The following is a 26,257-nucleotide window of genomic DNA, read 5'->3' as shown; positions in this document are numbered from 1 at the left end:
CGATGAAGATGCCCGTGATGAACGCGGTGGTGCAGGTCCTGAAGTCCGAGGGCGTCGACGCCGCCTTCGGCTGCCCGGGAGCGGCGATCCTGCCGCTGTACAAGGCGATGGAGGACGAGGGCGGCATCGACCACCTGATCGTGCGCCACGAGGAGGGCGCCACGCACATGGCCGACGGCTGGGCCCGGACCAACGGCCGGGTCGGCGTGGCCATCGGCACCTCCGGTCCGGCCGGGACGAACATGATCACCGGTCTGTACACGGCGATGGCCGACTCGATCCCGATGATCGTGATCACCGGCCAGGCCGTGTCCACGGCGCTGGACAAGGAGGCGTTCCAGGCCGTCGACATCGTCGGCTGCGCCACGCCGGTGACGAAGTGGGCGGTGCAGATCAAGGAGGCGGCGACCGCGCCGTGGATCTTCCGCGAGGCGTTCCGCGTCGCCCGCTCGGGACGTCCCGGACCGGTGCTCGTCGACATCCCACTGGACGTCGCCAAGCAGGTCATCGAGTACGACGCCGAGCTCGACGCGCCGCTGCCGGTGCCGGTGGTCGAGCCGCACGCGCCGCGCGTGGAGAAGGCGCTGGACCTGCTGCTGGCCGCCGAGCGTCCGCTGATCCTGGCCGGCGGCGGTGTGATCATCGCCGACGCCGCGCCGGAGCTGCGCGAGCTGGTCGCCTACCTGGGGATCCCGGTGCAGGTGACGCTGATGGGCAAGGGCGCCGTGGACGAGGACGACCCGCTGTACGCGGGGATGACCGGCGTGCAGACCTCGCAGCGGTACGGGAACGCCTCGTTCCTGGAATCAGACCTCGTGCTCGCCGTCGGCGCCCGCTTCGGCGACCGGCACACCGGGACGCTGGAGGTGTACCGGGGGGAGCGGACGTTCATCCACGTCGACATCGAGTCCACGCAGCTGGGCCGGGTGTTCGAGCCGGACCTGGGGATCGTGTCGGACGCGAAGCTGTTCCTGCGGGCGCTGCTCGCCGCGGCGAAGGCCCGGGGCGTCGGGGGACGCGGACCGGCCCAATGGGTCGCCCGGGTCGGATCGCTGAAGACCTCCCTGACCCGGCGTGAGGACTTCGACTCCGTGCCGATCAAGGCGCCGCGCGTCTACAAGGAGATCAACGAGATCTTCGACCCCTCGACCTACTTCGTGACCGCGATCGGGCTCTACCAGATCTGGGGCGGCCAGCATCAGAAGGCGTACCAGCCGCGCCGGTACCAGGTCTGCGGCCAGGCCGGACCGCTGGGCTGGGAGATCCCGGCGGCGATCGGGGTGAAAACCGCGCTGCGGCACACCGAGCCGGACGCCGAGGTCGTCGGCATCGTCGGCGACTACGGCTTCCACTTCCTGGTGGAGGAGCTGGCGGTCGGCGCGCAGTACGACGTCCCCTTCGTCCTGATCATGCTGAACAACGAATACCTCGGCCTGATCCGCCAGGCATCGGCCGGCTACGAAATGAACTACCAGGTCGACATCCACTACGACGACTACGGCACCGACAACGTCAAGATCATGGAGGCCTACGGATGCTCGGGACGCCGCGTGTTCGCCCCTGACGAGATCCGCCCCACCCTGGAGTGGGCGCGCAAGCAGGCAGCGGCCACCAGCCGCCCCGTGCTCGTCGAGATCATGATCGAGCGCGAAGCCAACACCCCCCACGGCCCGGCGATCAACGCCGTCCGCGAATTCGAACCCCTCCCCGAGCAGCCGTGACCATGCCCCGGTCCACCGCCGGCCACATCCTGCTCGCGACGGACAAGTTCAAGGGCTCCCTCACCGCCGCGCAGGCCACCACCCACCTGGCCGCGGGCCTCCGCCGCGCAGCTCCCGCCCTCGGCATCCGCACCATCCCCGTCGCCGACGGCGGCGAAGGCACGGTCGAGGCAGCCGTCGAGGCAGGCTTCGCCCGAGTCCTGACCCGCGCGACCGGCCCGACCGGCGAACCCCTCGAAGCCGCCTTCGCCGTCCGCGCCGACACCGCGGTCATCGAAGTCGCCGAAGCCTCCGGCCTCCGCCGCCTCCCCCACGGCGAACCAGCACCCCTGTCAGCAACCTCCTACGGCACAGGCCAACTGATCCGCGCCGCCCTGCAAGCCGGCTGCACCCGCATCATCCTCGGCCTAGGCGGCAGCGCCTGCACCGACGGCGGCGCCGGCCTGGCCCAAGCACTCGGCGCCCGCCTCCTCGACGCGGCAGGCAACGAGCTGCCACCCGGCGGCGCCGCACTAGCGCGGTTGGCCAGCATCGACCTGACGAACCTGGCACCGATCAACGAGCTGATCATCGCCAGCGACGTCGACAACCCGCTTCTCGGGCCGTCAGGGGCGGCCGCGATCTACGGGCCACAAAAGGGCGCGACAGCCGAAGACGTGACGCTGCTCAATGCGGCGCTCGCGAACTGGGCCCGCGTAGTGCAGGACGCGGTGGCAGGTCGGGGCTACGGCTCCGGCCCGGTGCCGCTGCCAGTGCCGGGGGCTGCGGTGACTGGTGGCTCAGCGGCTCGCTCGGCTTCGGCAGAGCTCGAGGTATCCGTGGCGGATCGGGGCTTCGGCGCGGCGGCGAGGGCTGAGGCGGGGGAGGCGGCTGGCGGCGCTGTCCCTTGGTCGGCTTCGGCAGGACCCGAGGTATCTGCGGCGGGTCGGGGTTCTGGTTCGGTGCCGGTGGCTGAGGGCGCGGTGTCCTGCTCAGCTTCGGCAGGGCTCGAGGTATCCGCAGCGGATCGGGGTTTCGGCTCCGGTACGGCAGGTGACCTGGCTGGCAGCGTCGGCGAGGCGATTGATCTTGCGCCTGCTTCGGCTGGCGATCGAGTGTCCGGCGAGGGTGGGGCGGCTCTTGGTACCGATTTCGCGCAGACTCCCGGCGCGGGGGCGGCTGGCGGTATCGGCTTCGGCGCCCTCGCCTTGTTTGGCGCGCGCTTGGAGCCAGGCATCGACATCGTTCTGGAGCTCGCCGATTTCGCCGGCAAGGCTGCCGGCGCGCGGTTGGTCATCACGGGTGAGGGGTCGCTTGATCCGCAGTCGTTGCGGGGTAAGGCGCCTGCGGGTGTGGCGCGTGCTGCTGCGCGGGTCGGTGTTCCTGTCGTCGCGGTGGCGGGGGTGTGCAGCCTGACTGCGGCTGAGCTTGCGGCTGCTGGGATTCGGGCCGCCTATACGCTCAGTGGTATCGAGCCTGAACTTGATCGGTGCGTGCTCAATGCCGGTCCGCTGTTGGAGCGGCTTGCTGCCGATGTGCTGGCTGGGGTGGCGTTGTGAGCGGGCCCTTCGATCTCGTTCTGCGTTCGACGCGTGCTGTGCTGCCTGATGGTGTGCGGCCTGCTGCCGTTGCGGTTCGGCGTGGGCGTATTGCGGAGGTCGGCGATCATCGGGCTGCTTTCGGTGCGCGCGTTGATCTCGATCTCGCCGATACCGCGTTGCTGCCCGGGTTGGTGGATACGCACGTCCACGTCAACGAGCCGGGCCGGACGCGCTGGGAGGGCTTCGCCTCCGCGACGCGTGCGGCGGCGGCGGGGGGTGTCACGACACTGATCGACATGCCGCTCAACTCGATTCCGCCGACGGTGGATGTGCCGGCGTTGGCGGTCAAGCGGAAGGCGGCTGAGGGGAAGTGCTTCGTCGATGTCGGGTTCTGGGGTGGTGCGATTCCCGGTAATGGCGCGGCGTTGCGTCCGTTGCATCGCAGTGGGGTGTTCGGGTTCAAGTGCTTCCTTGCCGATTCCGGGGTTGAGGAGTTTCCCGAGCTCAGTGTCGCGGAAATGCGGCTGGCAATGCGGGAGATCGCGCGGTTCGGCGGACTTCTCATCGTGCATGCCGAAAACGCCGAAGCGCTCGGTGCCGCGCCTTCCAGTGTCCGCTATCGCGATTTCCTCGCCTCGCGTCCGGCGGTGGCTGAGGACAGTGCCATCGCCGATGTCATCGATGCCGCCCGGGCCTACCGCGCGCGTGTCCACATCCTGCATCTCGCCGCTGCCGAAGCGTTGCCGCGGCTGGCCGCTGCCAAGGCGGACGGCGTGCGCATCAGCGCCGAGACGTGCCCGCACTACCTCACCTTCAGCGCCGACGAGATCCGGGACGGCGCCACGCAGTTCAAGTGCTGCCCGCCGATCCGGGACGCCGCCGACCGGGAGGCGTTGTGGGCGGCGCTCGCCGACGGCTTGATCGACGTCGTCGTGTCCGACCACTCGCCCTCCACGCCCGACCTCAAGCGCCTGGACTCCGGCGACTTCGGCGCGGCGTGGGGCGGGATCTCCTCGCTCCAGCTCGGGCTGGCGGCGGTGTGGACCGGTGCGCGGGCGCGCGGGTTCGGGCTGGCCGACGTCGCGCGCTGGATGGCCGCGCGTCCCGCCGAGCTGGTCGGGCTGGCGGGCAAGGGCCGCATCGCCGTGGGCTACGACGCCGACCTGGTGGCCTTCGACCCCGAAGCGGCCTTCACCGTCGACCCCGCGAACCTGCACCACAAGAACCCTGTCACGCCCTACGCCGGACGCGAGTTGCACGGCGTCGTGCGTGCCACCTACCTGCGCGGCGAGCCGGTGACCGACGTCCCGCGCGGAGGATTCCTCACGCACCCGGAGGTCCGATGAGCGACACCCCGTCCTTCACCCAGCTGACCGACCTCGCCGCCCGGGACGTCGGAGGCGCCGTGGTCTGGGCCAACGACGAGTTCTTCGGCGAGAAGGAATCGCTGATCCGCCCCGAACCGCCGACTTTCTCACCCGCCACCTTCGGCCACAAAGGCCAGGTCGTCGACGGCTGGGAGACCCGCCGCAGACGCCCCGGCGGACCCGGAGTCGAGGGCACGGAGCACGACTCGGCGATCGTCCGGCTCGGCCTTCCTGGCGTCATCCGCGGCGTCACCATCGACACCGCCTTCTTCCTCGGCAACTACCCGCCCCACGCCCGCGTCGAAGCAGCGAGCGTCCCCGGCTTCCCGACTCCGGCGGACCTGCTGGCCGCCGAGTGGACCGAGATCGTCCCGACCAGCCCGCTGTCCGGCGGCTCCGAGCAGCACTTCGAGGCGGAGATCACCGGCCGCCGCTTCACCCACGTCCGCCTCGCCATGATCCCCGACGGCGGCATAGCCCGCTTCCGCGTCTACGGCGAAGCCGTCCCCGACCCCGTCTTCCTCGCCGGTGTCCCCGTCGATCTCGCCGCCCTGACCAACGGCGCGCGCATCGTGGCCGCCTCCAACATGTTCTTCTCCGCGCCCGAGAACCTGATCAAACCGGCCGAGTCCCGCGTCATGGGCGAAGGCTGGGAGACCGCGCGCCGCCGCGACGACGCCGGCGACTGGATAGAGGTACGCCTGGTCGCGCAAGGCGTCCCGGCCGTCATCGAGATCGATACCGCCAACTACAAGGGCAACGCCCCAGATCACATCGTCCTGCTCGGTGCGGATCGCCCAGGCCAGGAAGCGGGCTCGAACTGGTTCGAGGTCATCGCGCAGACCCGCATGCTCCCCGACTACAAGCACCGCTTCCGGCTCGAAGGCGCGCGCCCCGTCACGCACCTGCGCCTGGAAGTACGTCCCGACGGGGGAGTGGCACGCCTGCGCGCCTTCGGCAGCCTCACCGACGCCGGCCTGACCGCCGTCCGCACTCGCTGGGCGGAGCACGCATAGCACATAAACACTCGGTATGGCATTCCCTCGCCGTAAGGAATTCGACGGCGAGGGTATCGCCATGCCCATTTCCCTTTTCGCAGAGAACTGCATTGTGGGAAGGTACGAATCCTGCTCCACCATCGAAAAACTCGATGATTGTCGTTGACCGGGTGTTCGGCGGCGGACTAGCTTCGCATCCACGCAGCACAAACGCAGTACGAACGCAGCGGAAGCACAGCACAAATAGCACACACAGCGCGCACGGCTCAGCGATAAACCCCTCACGCCAAGGGAGCCCCTCCATGAGCACCTCCGAAAGCGGCACGCGCGATAGTGCCAAACCCCCGCTACCACCGGCCCAGCCGACGCATCCGGTTCAGCCGGTGCGTTCGGTCCACCCCGTCGACGAAGTCCTCCCGCCGCCCCGCCTGGCCGTCCTCGGCCTGCAGCACCTGTTCATCATGTACGCCGGCGCCATCGCCGTCCCGTTCGTCGTCGGCGGCGCGCTCAAGCTCTCCGCCGCCACCATCGCCCTGCTGGTGAACGCCGACCTGCTGGTCGCCGGCATCGCCACGCTGATCCAGGCGGTCGGCATCGGCACGCTGTTCGGTGTGCGGCTGCCGGTAGTCGCCGGCGCGACGTTCACCGTCATCCCGCCGATGATCACCATCGCCGCGAAGTTCGGCGGCGAGAAGGGACTGCCCTACGTCTACGGCGCGATGCTCTGCTCCGGCGTCTTCGGGCTGCTGATCGCCAAACCCTTCGCCAAGGTGATCCGCTTCTTCCCGCCGCTGGTGGCCGGGATCGTCATCACCGTCATCGGGCTCTCGCTGATCGGTCCGGCCGCCGCGATGATCGCCGGACACGACACCGAGGACCCGCACTACGGCCAGGTCTCGCACATCATGGTCGCCTTCGCGGTGGTCTTCGGCATCCTGGTCCTGGCCCGCACCCTGCGCGGCTTCCTCGGCCAGATAGCCCCGCTGCTGGCCATCGCCATCGGCGCGCTGCTGGCCCTGTTCACCCACAGCTGGTCCGGCAGTACTCGCACCCACTCCTGGGACCTGTCCACCGTCGGCCACGCCGACTGGCTCGGCTTCGCAGCACCCTTCCACTTCGGCGCGCCGCGCTTCGACGCCGCCGCGGTCATCTCGATGTGCATCGTCATGCTGGTCACGTACACGGAATCGACCGCCGACATGATCGCGGTCGCCGAGATGACCGGCAAGGAGCTCACCGGCGCCGACATCACCCGCGGCCTGGCCGCCGACGGGCTCTCGGCGCTGCTCGGCGGCTCGATGAACTCCTTCCCCGACACGCTGTTCGCCGAGAACGTCGGCCTGGTGCAGATGACCGGGGTGCGCTCCCGCTGGGTCACCGCGGTCACCGGCGGGCTGCTGGTGGTGATGGGGGTGATCCCGAAGGTCGGCGCGTTCGTGGCCGCCGTGCCGGAGTTCGTGGTCGGGGGAGCGGCGCTGGTGATGTTCGCGACCGTCACCGCCGTGGGCATCCAGACGCTGAAGAAGGCCGAGTTCCACGGCAACCACAACCTGCTCATCGTGGCGACCTCGCTCGGCCTGTCCCTGCTGCCCGCCTACGCCTCCGACCGCTTCGGGAACTCGATCTTCTTCGAGAAGTTCCCGGACTGGGCCCAGATCGTCTTCGGCAGCCCGATCACCATCGCGGTGGTGGTGGCGTTCACCCTGAACGTGGTGTTCAACCACCTCGGCAGCGGGGTCGCCGGTCCCGTCCCGGCGCTCACGGCACGGCCGCCGGCGACGGCGGGACCAGCGGCGGGATCCGACGCAGCGCCAGCGCTAGTACTCCAGCGATCCCCAGCAACGAGCCCGCTACCGTGACCACGCCCGGCCACCCGTCGGCCGACCAGGCCCGGCCGCCCATGTTGCCGAAGACCGACGAGCCGACGTAGTACGAGAACAGATAGAACGCCGCGGCCTGGCTGGGACTGGCGCCGGAGGCGTGCGAGCGCGCCGTCACCCAGCCGCTGGCCAGGCCGTGCACGGCGAAGAACCCGACGGTCAGCGCCGCGATCCCGACGATCACCACCGGCAGCGAGCCGGTCAGCGTCAGCAGTACCCCGCCGAAGGCGACCGCGCACCCGATCGGCGCGATCGCCCGCCGCCCGAGCCGGTCGGCCAGCCGCCCGGACACCGTCGAGCTGACGGTCCCCAGCGAGTAGGTCAGGAATATCAGGCTCACCAGCCCGACCCCCAGGTGGAACGGCGCGGCGGTGAGCCGAAAGCCCACCGCGTTGAACACCGCCACCAGCGCGCCGACCGCGCAGGCGCCGAGCGCGTACAGAGCCAGCAGCGCCGGGTCCGCCAGGGCCCGGCGCTGCATCGCGAGCACGGTCCGGCCGCGCAGCCGGGTCGCCACGAAGTGGCGCGACGGCGGCAGGGTGACCGCGACGACGACCGCGCACGCCGTGGACAGCGCCGCAGCGGCCAGCAGCGCCCACCGCCACCCCGCCGCCTCGGCGATCGGCGCCGTGACCAGCCGCGCCGCCATCCCGCCGATCGCGGTCCCGCCGATGTAGAGCCCTGCGGCGCGCGCCTGCGCCGAGGGGTGCATCTCCTCGCGCAGGTAGGCGGTGGCGACCGCCGGCAGACCCGCGAGCGCCACCCCGGCCAGCAGCCGGATCGCGATCAGCGAGTCCCAGGTGGGAGCCGCCGCGCAGGCGAGCGCCAGCACCGCCGAGGCGGCCATGGAGAAGCGGATCAGGACCGTGCGACCCAGCGCTTCGGACAGCGGTCCGAACACCAGCAGCGCCACGGCCAGGCCGACGGTGGTCGCCGAGACCGAGAGCGTGCTTTCGGCCGGGGAGACGTGGAAGGCGTGCGCGAGGTCGGGGAGCAGCGCCTGGGTGTCGTAGAGCAGGACGAAGGTGGCGATGCCGGCGGCGAACAGGGCGGTGAGGACACGGCGGTATTCGGCGGTACCGGGCAGGTGTCCCTGATGTTCGACTGTGGTCACGGGCACGATGATCGCGCTGCCCGCTCGATGCGTCCAATGAATGAAGTGGGCCTTCTCGATGCGTGATGCGTATCGACCGGCGTATCGTGGACGCCGTGCTGCTGCGCGATCTCAGCTGGTTCGTCGCTCTCGCCGACCACCGGCACATGACCGATACCGCCGCGATCCTGGGCGTCAGCCAGCCCACGCTGTCCCGAGCGCTGGCGCGGGTCGAGGCGGAGCTGGGGACCCGGCTGTTCGAGCGCGCGCCGGACGGCGTCGCCCCGAATCCCAACGGCGACCTCGTGGTGGCCGCCGCCCGCGATCTGCTCGCCCGCTACGAGCAGCTGACCACCGAGCTGTCGGCGCGCCTGGATCCCGACGGCGGCGTGGTCCGCCTCGCCTTCCTGGACTCGATGGGCACCTCCCTGGTCCCGCAGCTGCTGCGCGCGTTCCACCTCCACGCCCCGGGCGTCCGCGTCCTGCTGAGCCAAGAGCCCGGCCACGCCATCCTCGCCGACCTGCGCACCGGCGCCGCCGAGCTCGCGGTGACCTTCCCGCGTCCGGCCGGCGACTTCGGCTGGCTGCCGCTGCACCGCGAACGGCTGGTCCTGGCGGTCCCGCCGACGCACCGCCTGCACGCCCGCAAGCGCGTCGCCCTGAGCGAACTCGCCGACGAGGAACTGGTCATGACCCCGGTCGGCTTCGGCTTCCGCACCCTGGTCGACCGCCTGCTCGCCGAGGCCGGCGTGGTCCCCAGGATCTCCTTCGAGAGCGCCGACCTGTCCACCATCGAAGGCCTGGTCGCCGCGGGGCTCGGCGTCGCGGTCATCCCCGAGCAGCTGGTCGGCCCGAGCGGTACCGTCGCCATCGCCCTGACCACCCCGGCAGCCCGCCGCACCGTCGGCCTGACCTGGCGTACCGACCAGGCGCTGGCTCCGGCGGCGGCACGGTTCCTGGCGTTCATCGAGGGACAGTGGCCTGAGCCTTGAGCCCTGAGCGGCTGAGCCCCTGAGCCCTGAGCGGCGACGGCAGCCTCTCGCCGGGGCTGCGGTCCGGCGGTCACCGGCACGTATTCCGCAGGTCCGGTGGCGCGACTGTGCCTCGGTGCGCCTTCGGGATGACAAGGCTGCTACCTCCCAAGGATGCCCCTCCCACCACCTTCGTTACCCCTGCGGTCTGATGTGCGGGCCCGTATTCGGTGTGATCTTTGAACGGGGGGTCGGCAACGGGGAGGAATCATGGAAATGTGGGACCGGATCGGGCGGTTCGCCGCGTACGCGGCGGCGCTCGCGTTGGCGCCGTACGTGGTGATCAAAGCATCGTGGGTGCTCGGCTCCCTGGTGGGGGCGCTGCCGATCGGTGCGGGGTTCAACACCGCCGGCTGGGTCGTGTTGAACACCGTCACCATCGGCATGGCCAGTGCCGGCATCCTGGTGGCGCTGAGCCTGGTGCGGCCGTGGGGACTGCGGGTTCCCGGGCGCCCTTTGGTGCTGTGCGCGTGGTTGGCGGTCGGGTTCCTGGTCCCGATGCTGCCGTACGCGATGCTCAGCTCCCTGTTCACGCACGCCGCCGACGTCAAGCCGAAGAGCAGCAATGACGCGACGATGCCCGGCTGGGAAGCCGCGCTGATCGAGATCGGCTTCGTCGGCATGGGACTGGGACTGGCGCTCGGGCTGCCGGCGTACCTGCGCCGCCGCTGGCCCGCGACGTTCGCCGGCCGCGTGGACCCGGCCGATCCCCGGCGGCTGCGTGCGGCGGTCCTGGGCACCGCGGCCGTCGGCGTGTTCTGGCTGACCTGGGCGGTGGGATCCGATCTCGGCGTGACGCACGTCGGCGAGGCCGATGCCAGCTGGCGCGCCCTCTACGCGGTCGACGGCACCTGGTCCCTCATCGCGGGCGCGGCCACCTACGCGCTATGGACCCGGGAGCGGACCAAGACGCCGCGATGGCTCCTGGTCGCGGCGGCCTGGATCGGTTCGGGATCGCTGTTCGCCTGGAGCGGCTGGAAGCTGGCCATCACGCTCTACCTGATGATCGCGCGCCCGGCGGACATTTCCCTGCCGGAGAACCTGGCCGTGGCGGCCGTCGTGCATGTGGTCGCGATCGCGTCGGGCGCGACGTTGGCCAGAGCCCTGATGCGCGGCGTCGTGCGGAGCAGCAGCCCTGGCCCTCTCGAGCACAGCAGTCCTGACAGTCTCGAGCACACCGCTCCGTGACGCGCGTCCAGCAAGGTCAGAGGCGTCCGCTCCCGACCTCGCCGGCGTCGGACCACGCGACCCGCAGCTTGACCGGCTCGCCGACCAGCCGCCCGGCGATCCCGTTCGGCGCCCCGACCTTCGCCTCCTCCACGATCTTGCCTCCCATCGTCTGGTAGAAGGCTTGGGCGGCGTCGTTCTGCCGCAGCACCCACAGATACAGGCCGCGCGTGGGCGAGGCGTCAGCCGCCGCCTGGGCCGCCTGTTCCAACAGCAGCCGCCCGACGCCCGAGCGCTGCCGGGTCAGCGTGACGTGCAGGTTGTCGATCAGGCTGCCCCACACCGGGTCGTCGTCGAAGACCACGTGGACGAACGCCGTGGCGTGCTCGTCGGAGTCCTCGGCCAGCAATGTCAGGGCATTGTCAGGAGCGGCAAGGCGGGCTTCCCAGAGCGCCAGGCGGTCTGACAGGACGTCGCCGTCGAGGAAGGCGTCGGCGTAGGCGCCGCGATAGTGGCGGCGCCAACTGTCGGCGTGCAGGCGGGCGACCGCCGCCGCGTCGTTCGGAGCCGCCGGGCGGATGCGGATGTCTGTCATGCCGGGTCCCTGTCTTGTGCGCCGGCTGTCACCACGACGCCCGCTGGGACTCCCATCTTGGCGACACACTGATGTCGATCACACCGCCGACCACGCCTTGGACCACCGCGGCGAGTTCGGCGAGCAGGCACGCCGGGCGTGGTCGTCGGATGCCGTTCAGCGCGGCCACCACGTCCTACGAAACCGATCCAGGACTCCTCGAAGCCGGTGGCGAGCGCTCGCGGCGCCGTCTCCGGCTCCGCCGACTCTGTCCTGCCGCCACGGATCGCCGCAGCCTCCGCGAACGGAGTCATGTTAGCGATAACACCTGCCTGTGACCAGCGCACCCTTCTGACCTCGGGGCTCCCGCCGAGCCCTTGACAGCCCTTGAGTTACCGGTAACACTCTCGTCCCACGAAGCCGTCGTCGACAGCGGCGACTCGTTCCTGTGCACCGAACCCCCTCCCGATACTTATCCGAAGGAGCGACGTGAACCTCAGCAAGATCGCCGCCGCCGTCACCGGTGTTGCGCTCGCCACCACTCTCGCGGCCTGCGGGTCCAGCACCAAGACCGCGGACAAGGCCGCCGCCTCCGGCGGTTCGGCTGCCGGCGCGCTGGTCGGCGTCACGATGCCGACCCGCTCCTCGGAGCGCTGGATCCACGACGGCGACAACGTCAAGGCCGGGCTGGAGAAGCTCGGCTACAAGGTGGACCTGGAGTACGCCAACAACGACATCCCGACCCAGGCCAACCAGATCGAGAACCAGATCGCGATGGGCGCCAAGGTCCTGGTCGTGGCCTCCATCGACGGCACCGCCCTGAGCAACCAGCTGCAGGCGGCCCACGACAAGGGCATCAAGGTCATCGCCTACGACCGGCTGCTGATGAAGTCCGCGAACGTCGACTACTACGCCAGCTTCGACAACTACAAGGTCGGGGTGCAGCAGGCGACCTCGCTGCTGGTCGGGCTCGGCTTCAAGAAGGAGGACGGCAGCGACGCCGCGACGCCGCCGACCGCTCCGGTGAACATCGAGGTCTTCGCCGGCTCCCCGGACGACAACAACGCGCCGTTCTTCTTCCGCGGCGCGATGGACACCCTCAAGCCCTACCTGGACAGCGGCAAGCTGGTCATCAAGAGCGGCGAGAAGGACTTCAACACCGTCGCCATCCTGCGCTGGGACCCGGCGACCGCGCAGAAGCGCATGGAGGACCTGATCACCAAGACGTACTCCTCCGGCGCGAAGGTGCAGGGCGTGCTCTCGCCCTATGACGGTCTGTCGATCGGCATCCTGTCCGCGCTGAAGTCCGCCGGCTACGGCACCGCCGGGCAGCCCTACCCGATCGTCACCGGGCAGGACGCCGAAGTCGCCTCGGTGAAGTCCATCATCGCCGGCGAGCAGTACGCGACGGTCTGGAAGGACACCCGCAAGCTGGCATCGCTCGCGGTGTCGATGACCGACGAGGTCCTGAAGAACCAGGCGGTGCCGACCAACAGCACCGACTACAACAACGGCGCCAAGGTCGTGCCGACCGAGGTCCTGGACTTCAGCACCGTCTACAAGGACAACTACCAGCACGTGCTGATCGACAGCGGCTACTACACGGCCGCGCAGCTGAAGTAGTCCATCCGATCGCCAGACGAGGAGCAGGGATGGACGACGTCATCCTGAGCATGGCCGGGATCACCAAGACGTTCCCCGGCGTGAAGGCCCTCCAGGACGTGAACCTGGAGGTCGGCCGCGGCCGGATCCACGCGATCTGCGGTGAGAACGGCGCCGGCAAGTCGACGCTGATGAAGGTGCTGTCCGGCGTGTACCCGCACGGCAGTTACGACGGTGAGATCACCTTCGACGGACAGCCGTGCGCGTTCGGCGGCATCCGCGACAGCGAGGCGCGCGGGATCGTCATCATCCACCAGGAGCTGGCGCTGTCCCCGCACCTGTCGATCGCGGAGAACATCTTCCTGGGCAACGAGCGCGTCCGGCGCGGGCTGATCGACTGGCACCGCACCAACGCCGAGGCCGCCGAACTGCTCGCGCGGGTCGGGTTGAAGGAGAACCCGACCGCGCGGGTGTCCGACCTCGGCGTCGGCAAGCAGCAGCTGGTCGAGATCGCCAAGGCATTGTCCAAGCGGGTCCGCCTGCTGATCCTGGACGAGCCGACCGCCGCGCTGAACGACGACGACTCCGAGCACCTGCTCGACCTGTTGCGCGGTCTGCAGGCCGAGGGCGTGACCTGCGTGGTCATCTCCCACAAGCTGAACGAGATCGAGGCGGTCTCCGACGCGGTGACCATCCTGCGCGACGGCCGGACCATCGAGACGCTGGACTTCCACACCCAGACCGTCTCCCAGGACCGCATCATCACCGGCATGGTCGGCCGCGACCTGGAGCACCGCTATCCGGAGCACACCCCCGCCGTCGGCGAGGAGGTGCTCCGGATCGAGGACTGGACGGTCTTCTCCCCGACCCAGCGCGGCCGCAAGGTCGTGGACGGCGCGAACCTGACGCTGCGCCGCGGGGAGATCACCGGCCTGGCCGGGCTGATGGGCGCCGGGCGCACCGAGCTGGCGATGAGCGTGTTCGGCCGCAGCTACGGCGTGGACATCTCCGGCCGGCTGATCAAGGACGGCAAGCAGATCCGGGTCCGCAGCGTCGACGACGCCATCGCGCACGGCATCGGCTACGCCACCGAGGACCGCAAGCGCTACGGCCTGAACCTCATCGACGACATCAAGCGCAACGTCTCGGCCGCCGCGCTGCCCAAGCTGGCCAAGGCCGGCCTGGTCGACCCGCGCGAGGAGTTCAAGGTCGCCGACGGCTACCGCGCCGAGCTGAACATCAAGGCGCCGGCGGTGACCGCGGTGACCGGCAAGCTCTCCGGCGGCAACCAGCAGAAGGTCGTGCTGTCCAAGTGGATGTTCGCCGACCCCGACGTGCTGATCCTGGACGAGCCGACGCGCGGTATCGACGTCGGCGCCAAGTTCGAGATCTACACGATCGTCAACCGGCTCGCCGACGAGGGCAAGGCGGTCCTGGTCATCTCCTCGGAGCTGCCCGAACTGCTGGGCATCTGCGACCGGGTCTACGCGATGTCGGCCGGGCGGATCACCGGCGTGCTGGACCGCGCCGAGGCCACCCCCGAGCGCCTCATGACCCTGATGACCACCGAGTCCCTGATGGACCAGGACATCACCGCCGAGGACCTGCTCACCGTGCCCGAGCCGACGCCGCAGACCGAGCCCGAAGCCGCGGCGGGATCCTTCGCCGAGCCGGGCGGGCCCATCGAGCCGGCCGACGCGGCCACGCCAGGCGAGCCACACCCCGAGCATGAAAAGGACCAGTGAATGAGCAGCATCGCTCCTCCCAGCAAGACGGAGCTGGCGGCTCCCACCGGCTCCGGCCCGGCCCGCCGCTTCGAGATCAACCTGCGTGCCAGCGGCATCTACCTGGCCTTCGCCGCGATCGTCGTGCTCTTCGACATCCTGACCCACGGCCTGCTGCTGACCCCGGAGAACGTCTCCAACCTCATCGTCCAGAACTCCTACATCCTCGTCCTGGCGATCGGCATGATCCTGGTGATCATCGCCGGGCACATCGACCTGTCGGCCGGCTCGGTGGTCGCCGTCACCGGCGCGATAGCCGCGGTGCTGATGGTCAACCACCACATGGCCTGGCCGTTGGCGCTGCTGATCACCCTGATCGCCGGCGCCGCGATCGGCGCCTGGCAGGGCTACTGGGTCGCCTACTTCGGGCTCCCGGCGTTCATCGTGACGCTGGCCGGGATGCTCGTCTTCCGCGCGCTGACCATGACCGTGCTGGGCAACCAGGGCATCGGCCCGTTCCCGGACCAGGTCCGCACGCTGTCCACCGGCTTCCTCGGGAACGTGCTGGGCAACGTCGGGCTCGGCTCGCTCGGCGGCGCCGACCTGTTCACGCTGGTCATCGGTGTGCTCGCGGTGCTCGCCGGAGTCGCCTCGCAGTGGCGGGCCCGCACGGCCAAGCTGCGCTACGGCCAGCAGGTCGAGTCGGTGGCGCTGTTCGCCGGCAAGATGGCGCTGATGGCGTTCGTGGTGCTGGGCGTCGTGGTGCAGCTGGCCCGCTACAAGAACCTGCCGTGGGTGTTGGTCCTGCTCACGATTCTGGTCCTGGGCTACAGCCTGGTCGCCTCGCGCACCGTCTTCGGGCGGCACGTCTACGCCATCGGCGGCAACGCCCAAGCCGCGGTGCTCTCCGGGGTGAAGGTCAAGAAGGTCACCTTCTGGATCTTCGTGAACATGGGCGTGCTGGCCGCGATCGCCGGCGTGGTCTTCGCCGGGCGGCTGAACCAGGCCGGTCCGACCGCGGGCACCAACTTCGAGCTCGACGCCATCGCCGCGGCCTTCATCGGCGGCGCGGCGGTGACCGGCGGGGTCGGCAAGGTGGTCGGGGCGATCACCGGCGGGCTGATCATGGGTGTGATCAACAACGGCATGTCGCTGCTGGGCGCGCCCAGCGAGCGCGTCATGCTGGTCAAGGGTCTGATCCTGCTGGCCGCGGTGGCCTTCGACGTGTGGGCCAAGCGTCGGGCGGGGACGGCTCGATAAGCTGCGCGAACGCCTCGGTGCGGCTGGCCGGCGCGGAACGACGCGTACGGCACGCACAGCCGGGGACGACGGGCACAAGGACGAGGAGAGCGGTCGAGTTGACGAGGGAGCGGGTGCGCGCCGGCGAGACGGTGCGCGGCGGCGGGCGTCCAGGGCTGCGCGACGTGGCCGAGCTGGCCGGCGTCTCGCACCAGACGGTGTCCCGGGTGTTCAAGGACCACCCGCGGGTCAGCGCCGAGACCCGGGCCAAAGTGCTGGCCGCGGCGGCGCAGCTGGACTTCCGGCCCAACGCCATAGCGCGCGCCCTGGCCACCGGATCCTCGCGGACCATCGGCGTGGTCAGCTTCGACACCACGCTGTTCGGCCCGGCCTCGATGGTCAGCGCGATCGAGAGCAGCGCCCGCGACGCCGACTACTTCGTCTCGGTGGTCGGCCTGGCCTCGCCCAGCCGCCGCTCGGTGGCCGAGGCCGCCGACCGGATGCGCGGGCAGGGCGTGGACGGCATCATCCTGATCCCCGGGCACGTCCCGGCCGACCAGGTGGTGCGCCACCTGCCGGCGATGCTGCCGGTGGTCTCGCTGTCCGCGGCCGAGACCGTCGCCTCGGCCTCGGTGGACCAGTACGACGGCCCGCTGGCCGCCGTCCGCCACCTGCTGGACCTGGGGCACCGCACGGTGCACCACGTCGCCGGTCCCGCCGACTGGCTCGACGCCCGCCAGCGCGAACAGGCCTGGCGCGACGCGCTGACCGCCGCCGGGGCGCCGGTCCCGGAGCCCTTGCCCGGGGACTGGAGCGCGGCCTCCGGGTACGAGCGCGGCCAGGTGCTGGCCGCCGATCCGCGGGTGAGCGCGGTCTTCGCGGCCAACGACCACATCGCCCTCGGCGTGCTGCTGGCGCTGCACGAAGCCCGGCGGCGGGTCCCGGAGGAGGTGAGCGTCATCGGCTTCGACGACATCCCGGAGGCGGCGTTCTTCACCCCGCCGCTGACCACGGTGCGGCAGGACTTCTCCGCTCTCGGCCGGCGCAGCATGGCGCTGCTGCTGGACCAGATCGGCGCCTCCGCGCCGGCGGCCTCCCCGGTCGCGGCGGTGATACCGACCGAGTTGGTCGTGCGGCGCAGCACCGCGCGGCGTGCGTGAGTCCTGAGTTCTCCAACGTTCTTCACAGTCCGCCTAAGTTCTTCACCAGCCCCATCCAGCCAACAACTGCCAGCGTCCGAGGAACCGCGGAGGGATCGCGTCCGGCCATGAGTGGGAGTGTGTCAGCGTGAGTGTTACCGCTAACATCGAGCAGTACGCCGTCGGTGTCGACTTCGGGACCCTGTCGGGGCGCGCCGTGGTGGTGCGCGTCGGCGACGGGCGCGAAGTGGGCAGCGCGGTCGTGGAGTACCGGCACGGCGTCATCGACCGCCGGCTCCCCGACGGCACCGGCCCGCTGCCGCCGGACTGGGCGTTGCAGAACCCTGAGGACTGGCGCGAGGTGCTGCGCGTCGCGGTTCCGGCGGCGCTGGAAGCCGGCGGCGTCGACCCGGCCGCCGTCATCGGCATCGCCACCGACTTCACCGCGTGCACCGTGCTGCCGACCCTCGCCGACGGCACGCCGCTGTGTGAGACCGAAGGCCTCACCGGCGTCCCGCACGCCTGGCCGAAGCTGTGGAAGCACCACGCCGCGCAGCGCCAGGCCGACGCGATCAACGCCCTGGCCGCCGAGCGCGGCGAAGCCTGGGCGCCGCGCTACGGAGGCAAGCAGTCCTCCGAGTGGGAGTTCGCCAAGGCGCTGCAGGTGCTGCAGGAGGCGCCGGAGGTCTACGAACGCTGCGAACGCTGGATCGAGGCGGCCGACTGGATCGTCTGGGAGCTGACCGGCACGGAGTCCCGCAACGCCTGTACCGCCGGCTACAAGGGGATCTTCCAGGACGGTGCTTATCCGTCCACTGACTTCCTCGCCGCGCTGGATCCGCGCTTCGCCGACTTCCCCGCCACGCGCCTGGAGTATCCCGGCGGGCTGGCGGCGTTGGGCTCCCGCGTCGGCGGGCTCAGCAAGCAGGCCGCGCAGTGGACCGGCCTGCCGGTCGGCATCGCCGTCGCCGCAGGCAACGTCGACGCGCACGTCACCGCACCGGCGGCGCGCGCCGTCGAACCCGGCAAGCTCCTGGCGATCATGGGCACCTCGACCTGCCATGTGCTCAACGGCACGATCCTGGCCGACGTCCCGGGCATCTGCGGGGTCGTGGACGGCGGCATCAGCGCCGGCCACTTCGGCTACGAGGCCGGGCAGAGCGCGGTCGGCGACATCTTCGCCTGGTGGACCCGGCTCACCGGCCAGGACCACGACGCGCTGACCGCCGCCGCCGCGGACCAGCCGGTCGGCGGACACGGCCTGATCGCCCTGGACTGGATGGGCGGCAACCGCTCGATCCTGGTCGACCACGACCTGTCCGGGGTGATCGTCGGGCTGACGCTGGCGACCCGGCCCGAGGAGGTCTACCGCGCCCTGCTGGAGGCCACCGCGTTCGGGACCCGCGTCATCGTCGAGGCCTTCGAAGCCGGCGGCGTCCCGGTCGAGGAGTTCGTGGTCGCCGGCGGCTTGAAGCGCAACAGCTTCCTGATGCAGCTCTACGCCGACATCCTGCGCCGCCCGGTCTCCGTGGCCTTCTCCGATCAGGCGCCGGCGCTCGGCTCGGCGATCCACGCCGCCGTCGCCGCCGGTGCCTACCCGGACGTGCCGGCCGCCGCCGAGGCGATGGGCGCCGTGGAGAGCGGCGCCTACGTCCCGGACCCGGCGCGCGCCGACGCCTACGACGCGCTGTTCGCCGAGTACCGCGCCCTGCACGACGCCTTCGGGCCCAGCGGCGGCGCGCTGCACCGGCTGCGCAAGATCCGCAACGCCGCGCTCGCCTCCGCGACAGGCTCCGAGACGAAGGGTTCCCCGCAGTGAGCACCGACATAGCCCGGATCCGCCGCGAGGTCTGCGACCTGCACGCCGAGCTGGTCCGCTACCAGCTCGTGGTGTGGACCGCCGGCAACGTCTCGGCGCGCGTCCCCGGCGAGGACCTGTTGGTCATCAAGCCCTCCGGGGTCTCCTACGACGACCTGACGCCGGCGAACATGATCGTCTGCGACCTGGACGGCAAGGTCGTCCAGGGCGACCTGTCCCCGTCCTCCGACACCGCCGCGCACGCCTACGTCTACCGGAACATGCCCGAGGTCGGCGGCGTCGTGCACACCCACTCCACGTACGCCTCGGCGTGGGCGGCGCGCGGCGAGGCGGTGCCGTGCGTGCTGACCGCGATGGCCGACGAGTTCGGCGGGGAGATCCCGGTCGGGCCGTTCGCGCTGATCGGCGACGACTCGATCGGCCGCGGCATCGTGGAGACGCTGGCCGGCAGCAGGTCCCCGGCCGTGCTCATGCGCAACCACGGCGTGTTCACCGTCGGCGGCAGCGCCAAGGCCGCGGTCAAGGCCGCGGTGATGACCGAGGACGTGGCCCGCACGGTCCACCTGGCCCGCGCGCACGGCCGTCCGCAGCCCATCGGCGAGCAGGACATCGCCTCCCTGTACGACCGTTATCAGAACGTTTACGGCCAGTCCTCGGACCGGTCCGCCGCCGAAGGAGACGCACACCGATGACCGCCGAGATCTGGTTCCTCACCGGTTCGCAGGGCATGTACGGCGAGGACACGCTGCGGCAGGTCGCCGAGCAGTCGCGGGAAGTCGCCGCGGGGCTCGGCGCCGGCGGCGCGATACCCGTGCCGGTCGCCTGGCGCCCGGTGCTCACCGACAGCGCCGCCATCCGGCGCGTGATGCTGGAGGCCGACGCCGACGACGACTGCGTCGGGGTGATCGCCTGGATGCACACCTTCTCCCCGGCCAAGATGTGGATCTCCGGTCTGGACGCGCTGCGCAAGCCGCTGCTGCACCTGCACACCCAGGCCAACCGCGCGCTGCCGTGGGACAGCATCGACATGGACTTCATGAACCTGAACCAGGCCGCGCACGGCGACCGCGAGTTCGGGCACGTCCAGACCCGCCTCGGCGTGCCGCGCAAAACCGTGTTCGGGCACGTCTCCGACCCCTCGGTCACCGCGCGTGTCGGCGACTGGGCCCGCGCCGCGCTGGCCGCGTCCGCCCTGCGCTCGCTGCGCCTGGCGCGGTTCGGCGACAACATGCGGGACGTCGCGGTCACCGAGGGCGACAAGGTCGAGGCCGAGCTGACCTTCGGGGTCTCGGTGAACGGCTACGGCGTCAACACGCTGGCCGAGGCCGTTCACGCCGCCCCGGACGACGCGGTGGACGCGCTCGTCACCGAGTACTCAGACCTCTACGACGTCGCCCCCGAACTGCTGCCCGGCGGCGAGCGGCACGCCTCGCTGCGCTACGGCGCCCGCATCGAGGCGGGCCTGCGGCAGTTCCTCACCGAGGGCGGTTTCGACGCCTTCACCACGAACTTCGAAGACCTCGGCGCCCTGCGCCAGCTCCCGGGTCTGGCCGTGCAGCGCCTGATGGCCGACGGCTACGGCTTCGGCGGCGAAGGGGACTGGAAGACCGCGGCCCTGCTGCGCGGTCTGAAGGCGGCCGCGGCCGGGCTGCCCGGCGGCACCTCCTTCATGGAGGACTACACCTACCACCTGGAAGGCGAGCGCGGTCTGGTCCTGGGCGCGCACATGCTCGAGGTCTGTCCGTCGATCGCGGGGGAGCGGCCCAGGCTGGAGCTGCATCCGCTGTCCATCGGCGGCCGCGAGGACCCGGTCCGCCTGGTCTTCGACGCCGCGCCCGGCCCGGCGTTCGTGACCGGACTGGCCGACCTCGGCGACCGCTTCCGCCTGGTGGCCAACGAGATCGACACGATCGCCCCGCCCGAGCCGCTGCCGAATTTGCCGGTGGCGCGCGCCGTGTGGTCTCCGCGTCCGGATCTGCGGACCTCGGCAGAGGCATGGCTCATCGCCGGCGCGCCGCACCACACGGTCTACTCCTCGGCGCTGGGGACCGAGGTGCTGCGCGACCTCGCCGAGATCGTCGGGGTCGAGCTGCTGGTCATCGACGCCGAGACGAAGGTGCGGCAGTTCGCGCGGGAGCAGCGCTGGAATCAGGCTTACTACCGGCTGGCGAAGGGGTTCTGACAGCAGCGGTGCCGCTCCGGGCGGGAAGCCGGAGCGGCACCGTGATTCATCGCGCGCGGGAAACCGGAAGACAGCAGCCTCAGAACGCCCCGGTCCCGTTCGGCGAGCCCAGCCCGGTCGGGCCGTCGTAGCCGGTCCCGGCGGTGCACAGGTACGCCGGCGTGCACGTGCCGTTGTTCCCGCTGGTGACGTCGAACAGCGATCCGGCGTTCTTGTACGGCTGGGAGCCGTACACGAGCGATCCGGTGTTCCCGGCCAGCGCGTAGACCGAGGCGATGATCGGCGAGGACGCGCTGGTCCCGCCGACCTGCACCCAGCCGTCGGCGCCGGTGGCCAGGCCCAGGGCCAGCAGCAGGTCGCAGAACGCCCCGCCGCCGCAGCTGTTCGCGGTGTCGTACACGGCCACGCCGGTGTTCGGGTCGGCGACCGCGGACACGTCGGCGACCGTGCGGTGCGCGCAGCCCGAATCGGTCTGCCACGAGGGCTTGGGCTCCTGCACCGAACAGCCGCTGCCGGCGCCGGACCACGCGGTCTCGGTCCAGCCGCGGGCGTTGGACGCGGCGCTCAAGCTGGTGCCGCCGACCGCGGTGACGTACTGCGAGGCCGCCGGCCAACTGACGCCGTAGCCGCTGTCACCGGAGCTGGCGGTGATCGCCTTGCCGGGGTGGTTGAAGTGCGCGTCGGCGGCAAGCGTCGAGCTGTCCTCCGCCGCGCCCCAGCTGTTGGAGATCGACACCACGCCGGGCGCCGCCGCCGCGGTGTCCTCGGCGGTGGTCAGCGAGGCGGTGTCCGCGCCACTGGCCTCCACCAACAGGATGTGGCAGCCGGGGCAGATCGCCGAGACCATGTCAAGGTCCAGACTCTCCTCCTCCGCCCAGCCGTAGTCCGCGGCGGGCAGCGGCGAGGCCTGCCCGCTCTGGTTCACCTTCTGGAAGCAGCCGCTCGCCGCGGTGCACGCCGGCAGGTTGTAGGCGCTGCGGTACGCCGCCAGGTCCGCGGCCGCGTTCGGGTCGTCGAAGGCGTCGACGATCGCCACGGTCCGCCCGGCGCCGTTGGTCCCGGCGAGCTTGTACGCCGCTATCAGGTCCGCGGGCTTGAGCCCGGAGCTGGTCGGGCTCCCGGAGGCGTTCGGTATCAGCCGCCCCTGCCCCAGGCAGTGTGCCTTGCCCGTGACGACCTTCGCGCACCCGAACGGGACGATCGGGGACGCGGCCGGCCGGGCGCCGGCAGCCGCGCTCGCGCCGGCGGCCTCGGCGCCCGCCGGCGCCGTGACCGCCAGGACGAGGGCGAACGCCGCGCCGAGCGCTGCGACGCGGGCGCCGGAGCGCCGCAGGAATCTCGCGGCGGGCGGGGTGAAACGATCGATCATATCGCCTCCAGACGGCAGAAGATGGTCTGTTTGCGGGCATCTGTCGCATCGACAGCTCCCCACCGTGGAATATGCGAGCCTTGCCAAGGAGAGTCAATGCTCGCAAGGAACGGAGCACCCGTAAGTGTCGCAACACCATGAGAAAGTCCTGGAACGCATCCGGCTGGGCCTGGTCTACACCGAGACCGAGGCCGCGTTCCAGGCTCCGCAGCGTCGCACGGAGGAGATCTTCGAGTACAACCACACCCCGCCCGGCGACCCCGGCCGGCGCCGGGCGCTGCTGGAGGCGATCCTCGGATCGGTCGGGGAGCGCACGGTCCTGCTCCCGCCGTTCCACGCCGGGTTCGGCAGCAACGTCCACCTCGGCGACGACTTCTTCGGCAACGTGAACCTGACGTTCGTCGACGACGTGGAGATCCGGATCGGGCACGGCGTGATGATCGCGCCCAGCGTCACGCTGACGACGACCGGTCATCCGGTGCACCCCTCGCGGCGCGCCGACTTCGGGCGGTTCTCCGAGCCGATCGTCATCGAGGACAAGGTGTGGATCGGCAGCAACGCTGTGGTCCTGCCGGGCGTCCGGATCGGCTACGGCTCGGTGATCGGCGCCGGCAGTGTGGTCAGCCACGACATCCCGGCGATGACGGTCGCGGTCGGGACGCCGTGCCGGGTGCTGCGGGAGATCACCGAGGAGGATCTCAAAACCCGCACCGCCGAGGGGTAGCTCCGTGCCGCCGGCCGGGGAGGGAGCCCGCGTGGCCGAAGACCACCTCTTGTTCTACTTTGGAGGGAATCTGAACGGGTGATCACGTGGCGGTTCCCTCCCGGCACGCCGAGGACCACACCGAGACCGTCGCGTGGTCCGGAGCGGGCTTCGCCTTCGTCGGGCGCGAGCGCGAGCTCGGGCTGCTGCTGGCCGGCGTCCGGCATCCCCCGGCGGTGGTGCTGGTCGAGGGCGAGGCCGGGATCGGCAAGTCCCGGCTGGTGCACGAGGCGGCCGCCGCCGTGGCCGCCGCCGGCCGCCGGGTGCTGACCGGGCTGTGCCACCCGCTGCGCGAGCCCTACCCCTACGGCCCGGTCATCGACGCGCTGCGCAAGGCCGGCGACTGGCTGCCGCCGGTCGCCGACCTGCCGCCGAGCGCCGGCGTGCTGGCGCCGCTGCTGCCCGATCTGGCCGCGCGGCTCCCGGCGGCGCCGCGCCCGGCCGCCGACGCGCACGCCAAGCGCTTCCAGCTGGTCAACGGCCTGCGCTCGTTCCTGGCCGCGCTGGGACCGGCGGTCCTGGTCGTCGAGGACGCGCACTGGATCGACGAGGCCACCCGCGAACTGCTCCTGCTGCTCACCCGGGACATGCCCGAGCAGCTGAGCCTGGTGCTCACCTACCGGAACGAGGACCTGCCGCCGGGCGGATCGGTCCTCGGCCCGGCCTACCGCCGCCAGCCCGGCGTCAGCGGCGCCGCGATCCACCTGAACCCGCTGTCGGGACCGGACGTGCAGGCCTTGGCGCACGCCGCCCTGGGCCCGCACGCCACCGTCGAGCTGAGCACCGTGCTGTACCAGCGCAGCGAGGGACTGCCGCTGGCCGCCGAGGAAGACCTGATCACCCTGGCCGAACGCGGTCCCGGCGAAGGCCCGGATCCGCCCGGCAGCCTCCTGGACGATCTGGCGCACGCCGAGGTGCCGCGCGGGCTGCGCGAGGCGTTCACCGAGCGTCTGAGCGCGCTGTCGGCGGCGGCGCGGACCGTGGTCGAGGCCGCCGCCGTCCTGGACGTGCCGGCTGCCGAGCAGCTGCTGGCCCGGGTCGCCGACCTGGAACCGGAGCAGGCCTCGCGCGGCCTCACCGAGGCGCTGGGCGTCGCGGTGCTGCAGGAGACCGACACCGACCGCTACTTCTTCCGGCACGTCCTGGCCCAGCGCGTCGCCTACGAGCAGATGCCCGGACCGCTGCGGGCCCGCCTGCACCGGCGTGCCATCGCCGTGCTGGAGACCCGGTCCCCGCCGCCGCTGGTCCAGATCGCCCACCACAGCCAGCACCTCGGCGACCCGCAGGCCTGGCTGGAGCGCGCGGAGGCGGCCGCGTGGCAGGCGATCGGGCTCGGCGACTCCGGGACCGCCGCGGCGCTGCTGCACCAGATCCTGGAGCAGCCCGGCGTGGCCGGGGACCGGCGCTCGCGCGCCGCCCTGGCGCTGGGCGTCATCGCGGTCAACGGCGTCGACTACGTCACCGACGCCCGCGCGCTGCGCCGCATCCTGGCCGACCCGCAGCTGCCGATCGCGACCCGGGGCGAGATCCGGCTCTCGCTCGGGCTGCTGATGGTCAACCACGCCGGGGACCGCGCCGGCTTCCGCGAGGTGCGACGCGCCGCCGAGGAGCTCGCCGACCGCCCCGACCGCGCCGCGCGCGCGATGGTCGCGCTGGCGATGAACGAGCGCGACGAGAACGGCGTGCGGGCCTGGGAGTGGATGGAGCGCGCCGACGCCGAGGCGGCGCGGTGCCCCGACCCGGCCGTGAGCGCCGCGGCGCAGGCCACCCGGCTCACGCTGCTGGCCCGGGAGGGGGACCCCGGCGTGTGGGCGCTCACCGACCAGCTGCCCCGCACCAGCGCCGACGACGAGGTGATGCGGCAGAGCGTCCGCGCCCTGTACAACACCGGCGAGCTGGCGATCGAGCTCGGGCACGACCGGCGCGCCGCGCGCATGCTGCACGAGAGCCGCGACCTGGCCACCCGCGTGAGCTTCCCGCGCATGGAGTGCTACAGCAGGATCGCGCTGCTGCGCCTCGACGCGCTGGCCGGGGACTGGGAGGACGTCGAGAACCGCTTCACCGGGCTGTGCTCGGAATACCCGGACATCGCCATGGCCAAGACCGACGAGGCGCTCACCGTCGGGCAAGTGGCGGCGGCGCGCGGACTGCGAGCCCGCGCGGCGGAGCTGTTCACCGCCGCCGCGGCTTACGGCGAGATGGAGTCGCAGGTCACCGCGGGGTTGCGCGCGGCGGCGGGGCTGATCGCCGTGCGCTTGGCCGCTGACGCCGAGCAGGACGCGTGGGCGATCGCCGAGCCCGCGGTCGCGACGCTGCGGCGGGCCGGTGCGTGGGCTCGGGGCAGCGGGCTGGTCCCGGCAGCCGTCGAGGCGGCGCTGGCGTGCGGGTACCGGGACGCCGCCGAGCGGCTGGTCGCCGACGCCGAGGACGGACTCCGGGACCGGGACGCTCCGGCAGCCACTGCCGAGCTGTGCCTGGCGCGCGGCTTGCTGAAGCGCGGGAGCGACGATGCCGCGGCCGCGGTGCGCGACTTCGAATCCGCCCGGCAGCAGTGGTCCGACATCGGACGTCCTTACGAATCGGCCCAAGCTTGCGAGCGGCTCGGCGTCGCGCTCAGCGCCTCCGGCGACGGCGAAGCGGCCGGCGTCCGGCTGACCGAGGCGCTCGCCGCCTACGACCGCCTCGGCGCCGCGCACGATGCCGCGCGCTGCCGTCACACCCTGCGTGACCTGGGCTTGGTCAAGGCCGCCGGACGCGGACGGCGCGGCTACGGCGACGAGCTGTCCCCGCGCGAACGCCAGGTCGCCGAGCTGGTCGCCGGCGGCGCGACCAACCACGACATCGCCGAGGCGCTGTTCCTGTCCCCGCGCACCGTGGAGCAGCACGTCGCGCGGATGCTGCGGAAACTGGGGACCACCAGGGCCGGCGTCGCGAGCGTTTTACGGGGCCGGGAACGCCAAAGGGGTTGATTAAATTACGTACCCCTGCAAAATTGGATACTTATTGATCTCCACCCGGGTGACGGTTGAACCTCATGAGTGGGCGTTTTCACACTCCCACCCCGTTTCG

20 protein-coding genes are annotated in these 26,257 nt (G+C 71.3%); 16 read left to right on the top strand and 4 right to left on the bottom strand.

Going from position 1 to position 26,257, the window contains the following annotated elements; genetic code table 11:
- Positions 1 to 2: 2 nt before the first annotated feature.
- From gcl to CACI_RS23375, 5 genes are all read left to right on the top strand, one after another.
- Positions 3 to 1,721 (top strand): glyoxylate carboligase, encoded by a 1,719-nt coding sequence (gcl, locus tag CACI_RS23395; protein ID WP_015793318.1) that lies wholly within the window; start codon positions 3 to 5, stop codon positions 1,719 to 1,721.
- Between the two features lie 2 nt (positions 1,722 to 1,723).
- Positions 1,724 to 3,259, top strand: coding sequence for a glycerate kinase (locus CACI_RS45965; protein ID WP_015793317.1), 1,536 nt, complete (start codon positions 1,724 to 1,726; stop codon positions 3,257 to 3,259).
- Entirely contained in the window at positions 3,256 to 4,587 is a 1,332-nt protein-coding gene (allB, locus tag CACI_RS23385; protein ID WP_015793316.1) for an allantoinase AllB, read from the top strand. The genes CACI_RS45965 and allB overlap by 4 nt, the downstream gene beginning before the upstream one ends.
- Positions 4,584 to 5,624, top strand: coding sequence for an allantoicase (gene alc, locus CACI_RS23380; RefSeq protein WP_015793315.1), 1,041 nt, complete (start codon positions 4,584 to 4,586; stop codon positions 5,622 to 5,624). The genes allB and alc overlap by 4 nt, the downstream gene beginning before the upstream one ends.
- Positions 5,625 to 5,908: 284 nt before the next feature.
- Positions 5,909 to 7,465: a nucleobase:cation symporter-2 family protein gene (locus CACI_RS23375; RefSeq protein WP_015793314.1), complete on the top strand. Its 1,557-nt coding sequence runs from the start codon at positions 5,909 to 5,911 to the stop codon at positions 7,463 to 7,465.
- On the opposite strand, the gene CACI_RS23370 is transcribed toward CACI_RS23375, so the two are convergent.
- Positions 7,365 to 8,600: an MFS transporter gene (locus CACI_RS23370; RefSeq protein ID WP_143765362.1), complete on the bottom strand. Its 1,236-nt coding sequence runs from the start codon at positions 8,598 to 8,600 to the stop codon at positions 7,365 to 7,367. The genes CACI_RS23375 and CACI_RS23370 overlap by 101 nt on opposite strands.
- A gap of 65 nt (positions 8,601 to 8,665) precedes the next feature.
- Between CACI_RS23370 and CACI_RS23365 the strand changes: the two genes are divergently transcribed.
- Complete coding sequence (locus CACI_RS23365) at positions 8,666 to 9,571, top strand: LysR family transcriptional regulator (protein ID WP_015793312.1); 906 nt, start codon at positions 8,666 to 8,668, stop codon at positions 9,569 to 9,571.
- 249 nt (positions 9,572 to 9,820) lie between these two features.
- Positions 9,821 to 10,798, top strand: a complete 978-nt coding sequence (locus tag CACI_RS23360; protein WP_015793311.1) for a hypothetical protein — start codon at positions 9,821 to 9,823, stop codon at positions 10,796 to 10,798.
- Between the two features lie 16 nt (positions 10,799 to 10,814).
- Here the strand turns inward: CACI_RS23360 and CACI_RS23355 are convergent, their stop codons facing one another.
- The gene (locus tag CACI_RS23355; protein ID WP_015793310.1) at positions 10,815 to 11,372 is read right to left on the bottom strand and encodes a GNAT family N-acetyltransferase; all 558 of its coding nucleotides are present in this window, start codon (positions 11,370 to 11,372) and stop codon (positions 10,815 to 10,817) included.
- A 28-nt stretch (positions 11,373 to 11,400) separates the two neighbouring features.
- A complete protein-coding gene (locus CACI_RS51420; RefSeq protein ID WP_190276626.1) occupies positions 11,401 to 11,541 on the bottom strand; it encodes a hypothetical protein in 141 nt (46 codons plus the stop codon).
- Between the two features lie 299 nt (positions 11,542 to 11,840).
- On the opposite strand from CACI_RS51420, the gene chvE reads away from it, so the two are divergent.
- From chvE to araA, 7 genes are all read left to right on the top strand, one after another.
- Positions 11,841 to 12,974: a multiple monosaccharide ABC transporter substrate-binding protein gene (gene chvE / locus CACI_RS23350; RefSeq protein ID WP_015793309.1), complete on the top strand. Its 1,134-nt coding sequence runs from the start codon at positions 11,841 to 11,843 to the stop codon at positions 12,972 to 12,974.
- Positions 12,975 to 13,003: 29 nt separating this feature from the next.
- Positions 13,004 to 14,698, top strand: coding sequence for a multiple monosaccharide ABC transporter ATP-binding protein (gene mmsA, locus CACI_RS23345; protein WP_015793308.1), 1,695 nt, complete (start codon positions 13,004 to 13,006; stop codon positions 14,696 to 14,698).
- Entirely contained in the window at positions 14,699 to 15,937 is a 1,239-nt protein-coding gene (mmsB, locus tag CACI_RS23340; protein WP_015793307.1) for a multiple monosaccharide ABC transporter permease, read from the top strand.
- A 98-nt stretch (positions 15,938 to 16,035) separates the two neighbouring features.
- Positions 16,036 to 17,076, top strand: coding sequence for a LacI family DNA-binding transcriptional regulator (locus tag CACI_RS23335; RefSeq protein WP_015793306.1), 1,041 nt, complete (start codon positions 16,036 to 16,038; stop codon positions 17,074 to 17,076).
- A gap of 127 nt (positions 17,077 to 17,203) precedes the next feature.
- Complete coding sequence (locus CACI_RS23330) at positions 17,204 to 18,874, top strand: ribulokinase (protein WP_015793305.1); 1,671 nt, start codon at positions 17,204 to 17,206, stop codon at positions 18,872 to 18,874.
- Complete coding sequence (locus CACI_RS23325; protein ID WP_015793304.1) at positions 18,871 to 19,566, top strand: L-ribulose-5-phosphate 4-epimerase; 696 nt, start codon at positions 18,871 to 18,873, stop codon at positions 19,564 to 19,566. Before CACI_RS23330 ends, CACI_RS23325 begins: the two co-directional genes overlap by 4 nt.
- The gene (gene araA / locus CACI_RS23320; RefSeq protein WP_015793303.1) at positions 19,563 to 21,056 is read left to right on the top strand and encodes an L-arabinose isomerase; all 1,494 of its coding nucleotides are present in this window, start codon (positions 19,563 to 19,565) and stop codon (positions 21,054 to 21,056) included. Before CACI_RS23325 ends, araA begins: the two co-directional genes overlap by 4 nt.
- Positions 21,057 to 21,135: 79 nt before the next feature.
- Here the strand turns inward: araA and CACI_RS23315 are convergent, their stop codons facing one another.
- Positions 21,136 to 22,425: a S53 family peptidase gene (locus CACI_RS23315; RefSeq protein ID WP_015793302.1), complete on the bottom strand. Its 1,290-nt coding sequence runs from the start codon at positions 22,423 to 22,425 to the stop codon at positions 21,136 to 21,138.
- A gap of 124 nt (positions 22,426 to 22,549) precedes the next feature.
- On the opposite strand from CACI_RS23315, the gene CACI_RS23310 reads away from it, so the two are divergent.
- Positions 22,550 to 23,149, top strand: a complete 600-nt coding sequence (locus tag CACI_RS23310; protein WP_015793301.1) for a sugar O-acetyltransferase — start codon at positions 22,550 to 22,552, stop codon at positions 23,147 to 23,149.
- An 86-nt stretch (positions 23,150 to 23,235) separates the two neighbouring features.
- Complete coding sequence (locus CACI_RS23305) at positions 23,236 to 26,157, top strand: ATP-binding protein (RefSeq protein ID WP_015793300.1); 2,922 nt, start codon at positions 23,236 to 23,238, stop codon at positions 26,155 to 26,157.
- The last annotated feature ends 100 nt before the right edge of the window (positions 26,158 to 26,257 follow it).

Source organism: Catenulispora acidiphila DSM 44928 (assembly GCF_000024025.1).
Classification (GTDB): domain Bacteria; phylum Actinomycetota; class Actinomycetes; order Streptomycetales; family Catenulisporaceae; genus Catenulispora; species Catenulispora acidiphila.
The sequence above is the reverse complement of the archived record's forward strand: the minus strand, read 5'-3'. Positions and strand labels throughout refer to the sequence as shown.

What these genes read in the sequence shown, in the direction of transcription:
- gcl (WP_015793318.1), top strand. Translation starts at nt 3, where the DNA reads ATGAAGATGCCCGTGATGAACGCGGTGGTGCAGGTCCTGAAGTCCGAG.
- CACI_RS45965 (WP_015793317.1), top strand. Translation starts at nt 1,724, where the DNA reads ATGCCCCGGTCCACCGCCGGCCACATCCTGCTCGCGACGGACAAGTTC.
- alc (WP_015793315.1), top strand. Translation starts at nt 4,584, where the DNA reads ATGAGCGACACCCCGTCCTTCACCCAGCTGACCGACCTCGCCGCCCGG.
- CACI_RS23375 (WP_015793314.1), top strand. Translation starts at nt 5,909, where the DNA reads ATGAGCACCTCCGAAAGCGGCACGCGCGATAGTGCCAAACCCCCGCTA.
- CACI_RS23365 (WP_015793312.1), top strand. Translation starts at nt 8,666, where the DNA reads ATGCGTATCGACCGGCGTATCGTGGACGCCGTGCTGCTGCGCGATCTC.
- CACI_RS23360 (WP_015793311.1), top strand. Translation starts at nt 9,821, where the DNA reads ATGGAAATGTGGGACCGGATCGGGCGGTTCGCCGCGTACGCGGCGGCG.
- CACI_RS23355 (WP_015793310.1), bottom strand. Translation starts at nt 11,372, where the DNA reads ATGACAGACATCCGCATCCGCCCGGCGGCTCCGAACGACGCGGCGGCG.
- mmsA (WP_015793308.1), top strand. Translation starts at nt 13,004, where the DNA reads ATGGACGACGTCATCCTGAGCATGGCCGGGATCACCAAGACGTTCCCC.
- mmsB (WP_015793307.1), top strand. Translation starts at nt 14,699, where the DNA reads ATGAGCAGCATCGCTCCTCCCAGCAAGACGGAGCTGGCGGCTCCCACC.
- araA (WP_015793303.1), top strand. Translation starts at nt 19,563, where the DNA reads ATGACCGCCGAGATCTGGTTCCTCACCGGTTCGCAGGGCATGTACGGC.
- CACI_RS23315 (WP_015793302.1), bottom strand. Translation starts at nt 22,425, where the DNA reads ATGATCGATCGTTTCACCCCGCCCGCCGCGAGATTCCTGCGGCGCTCC.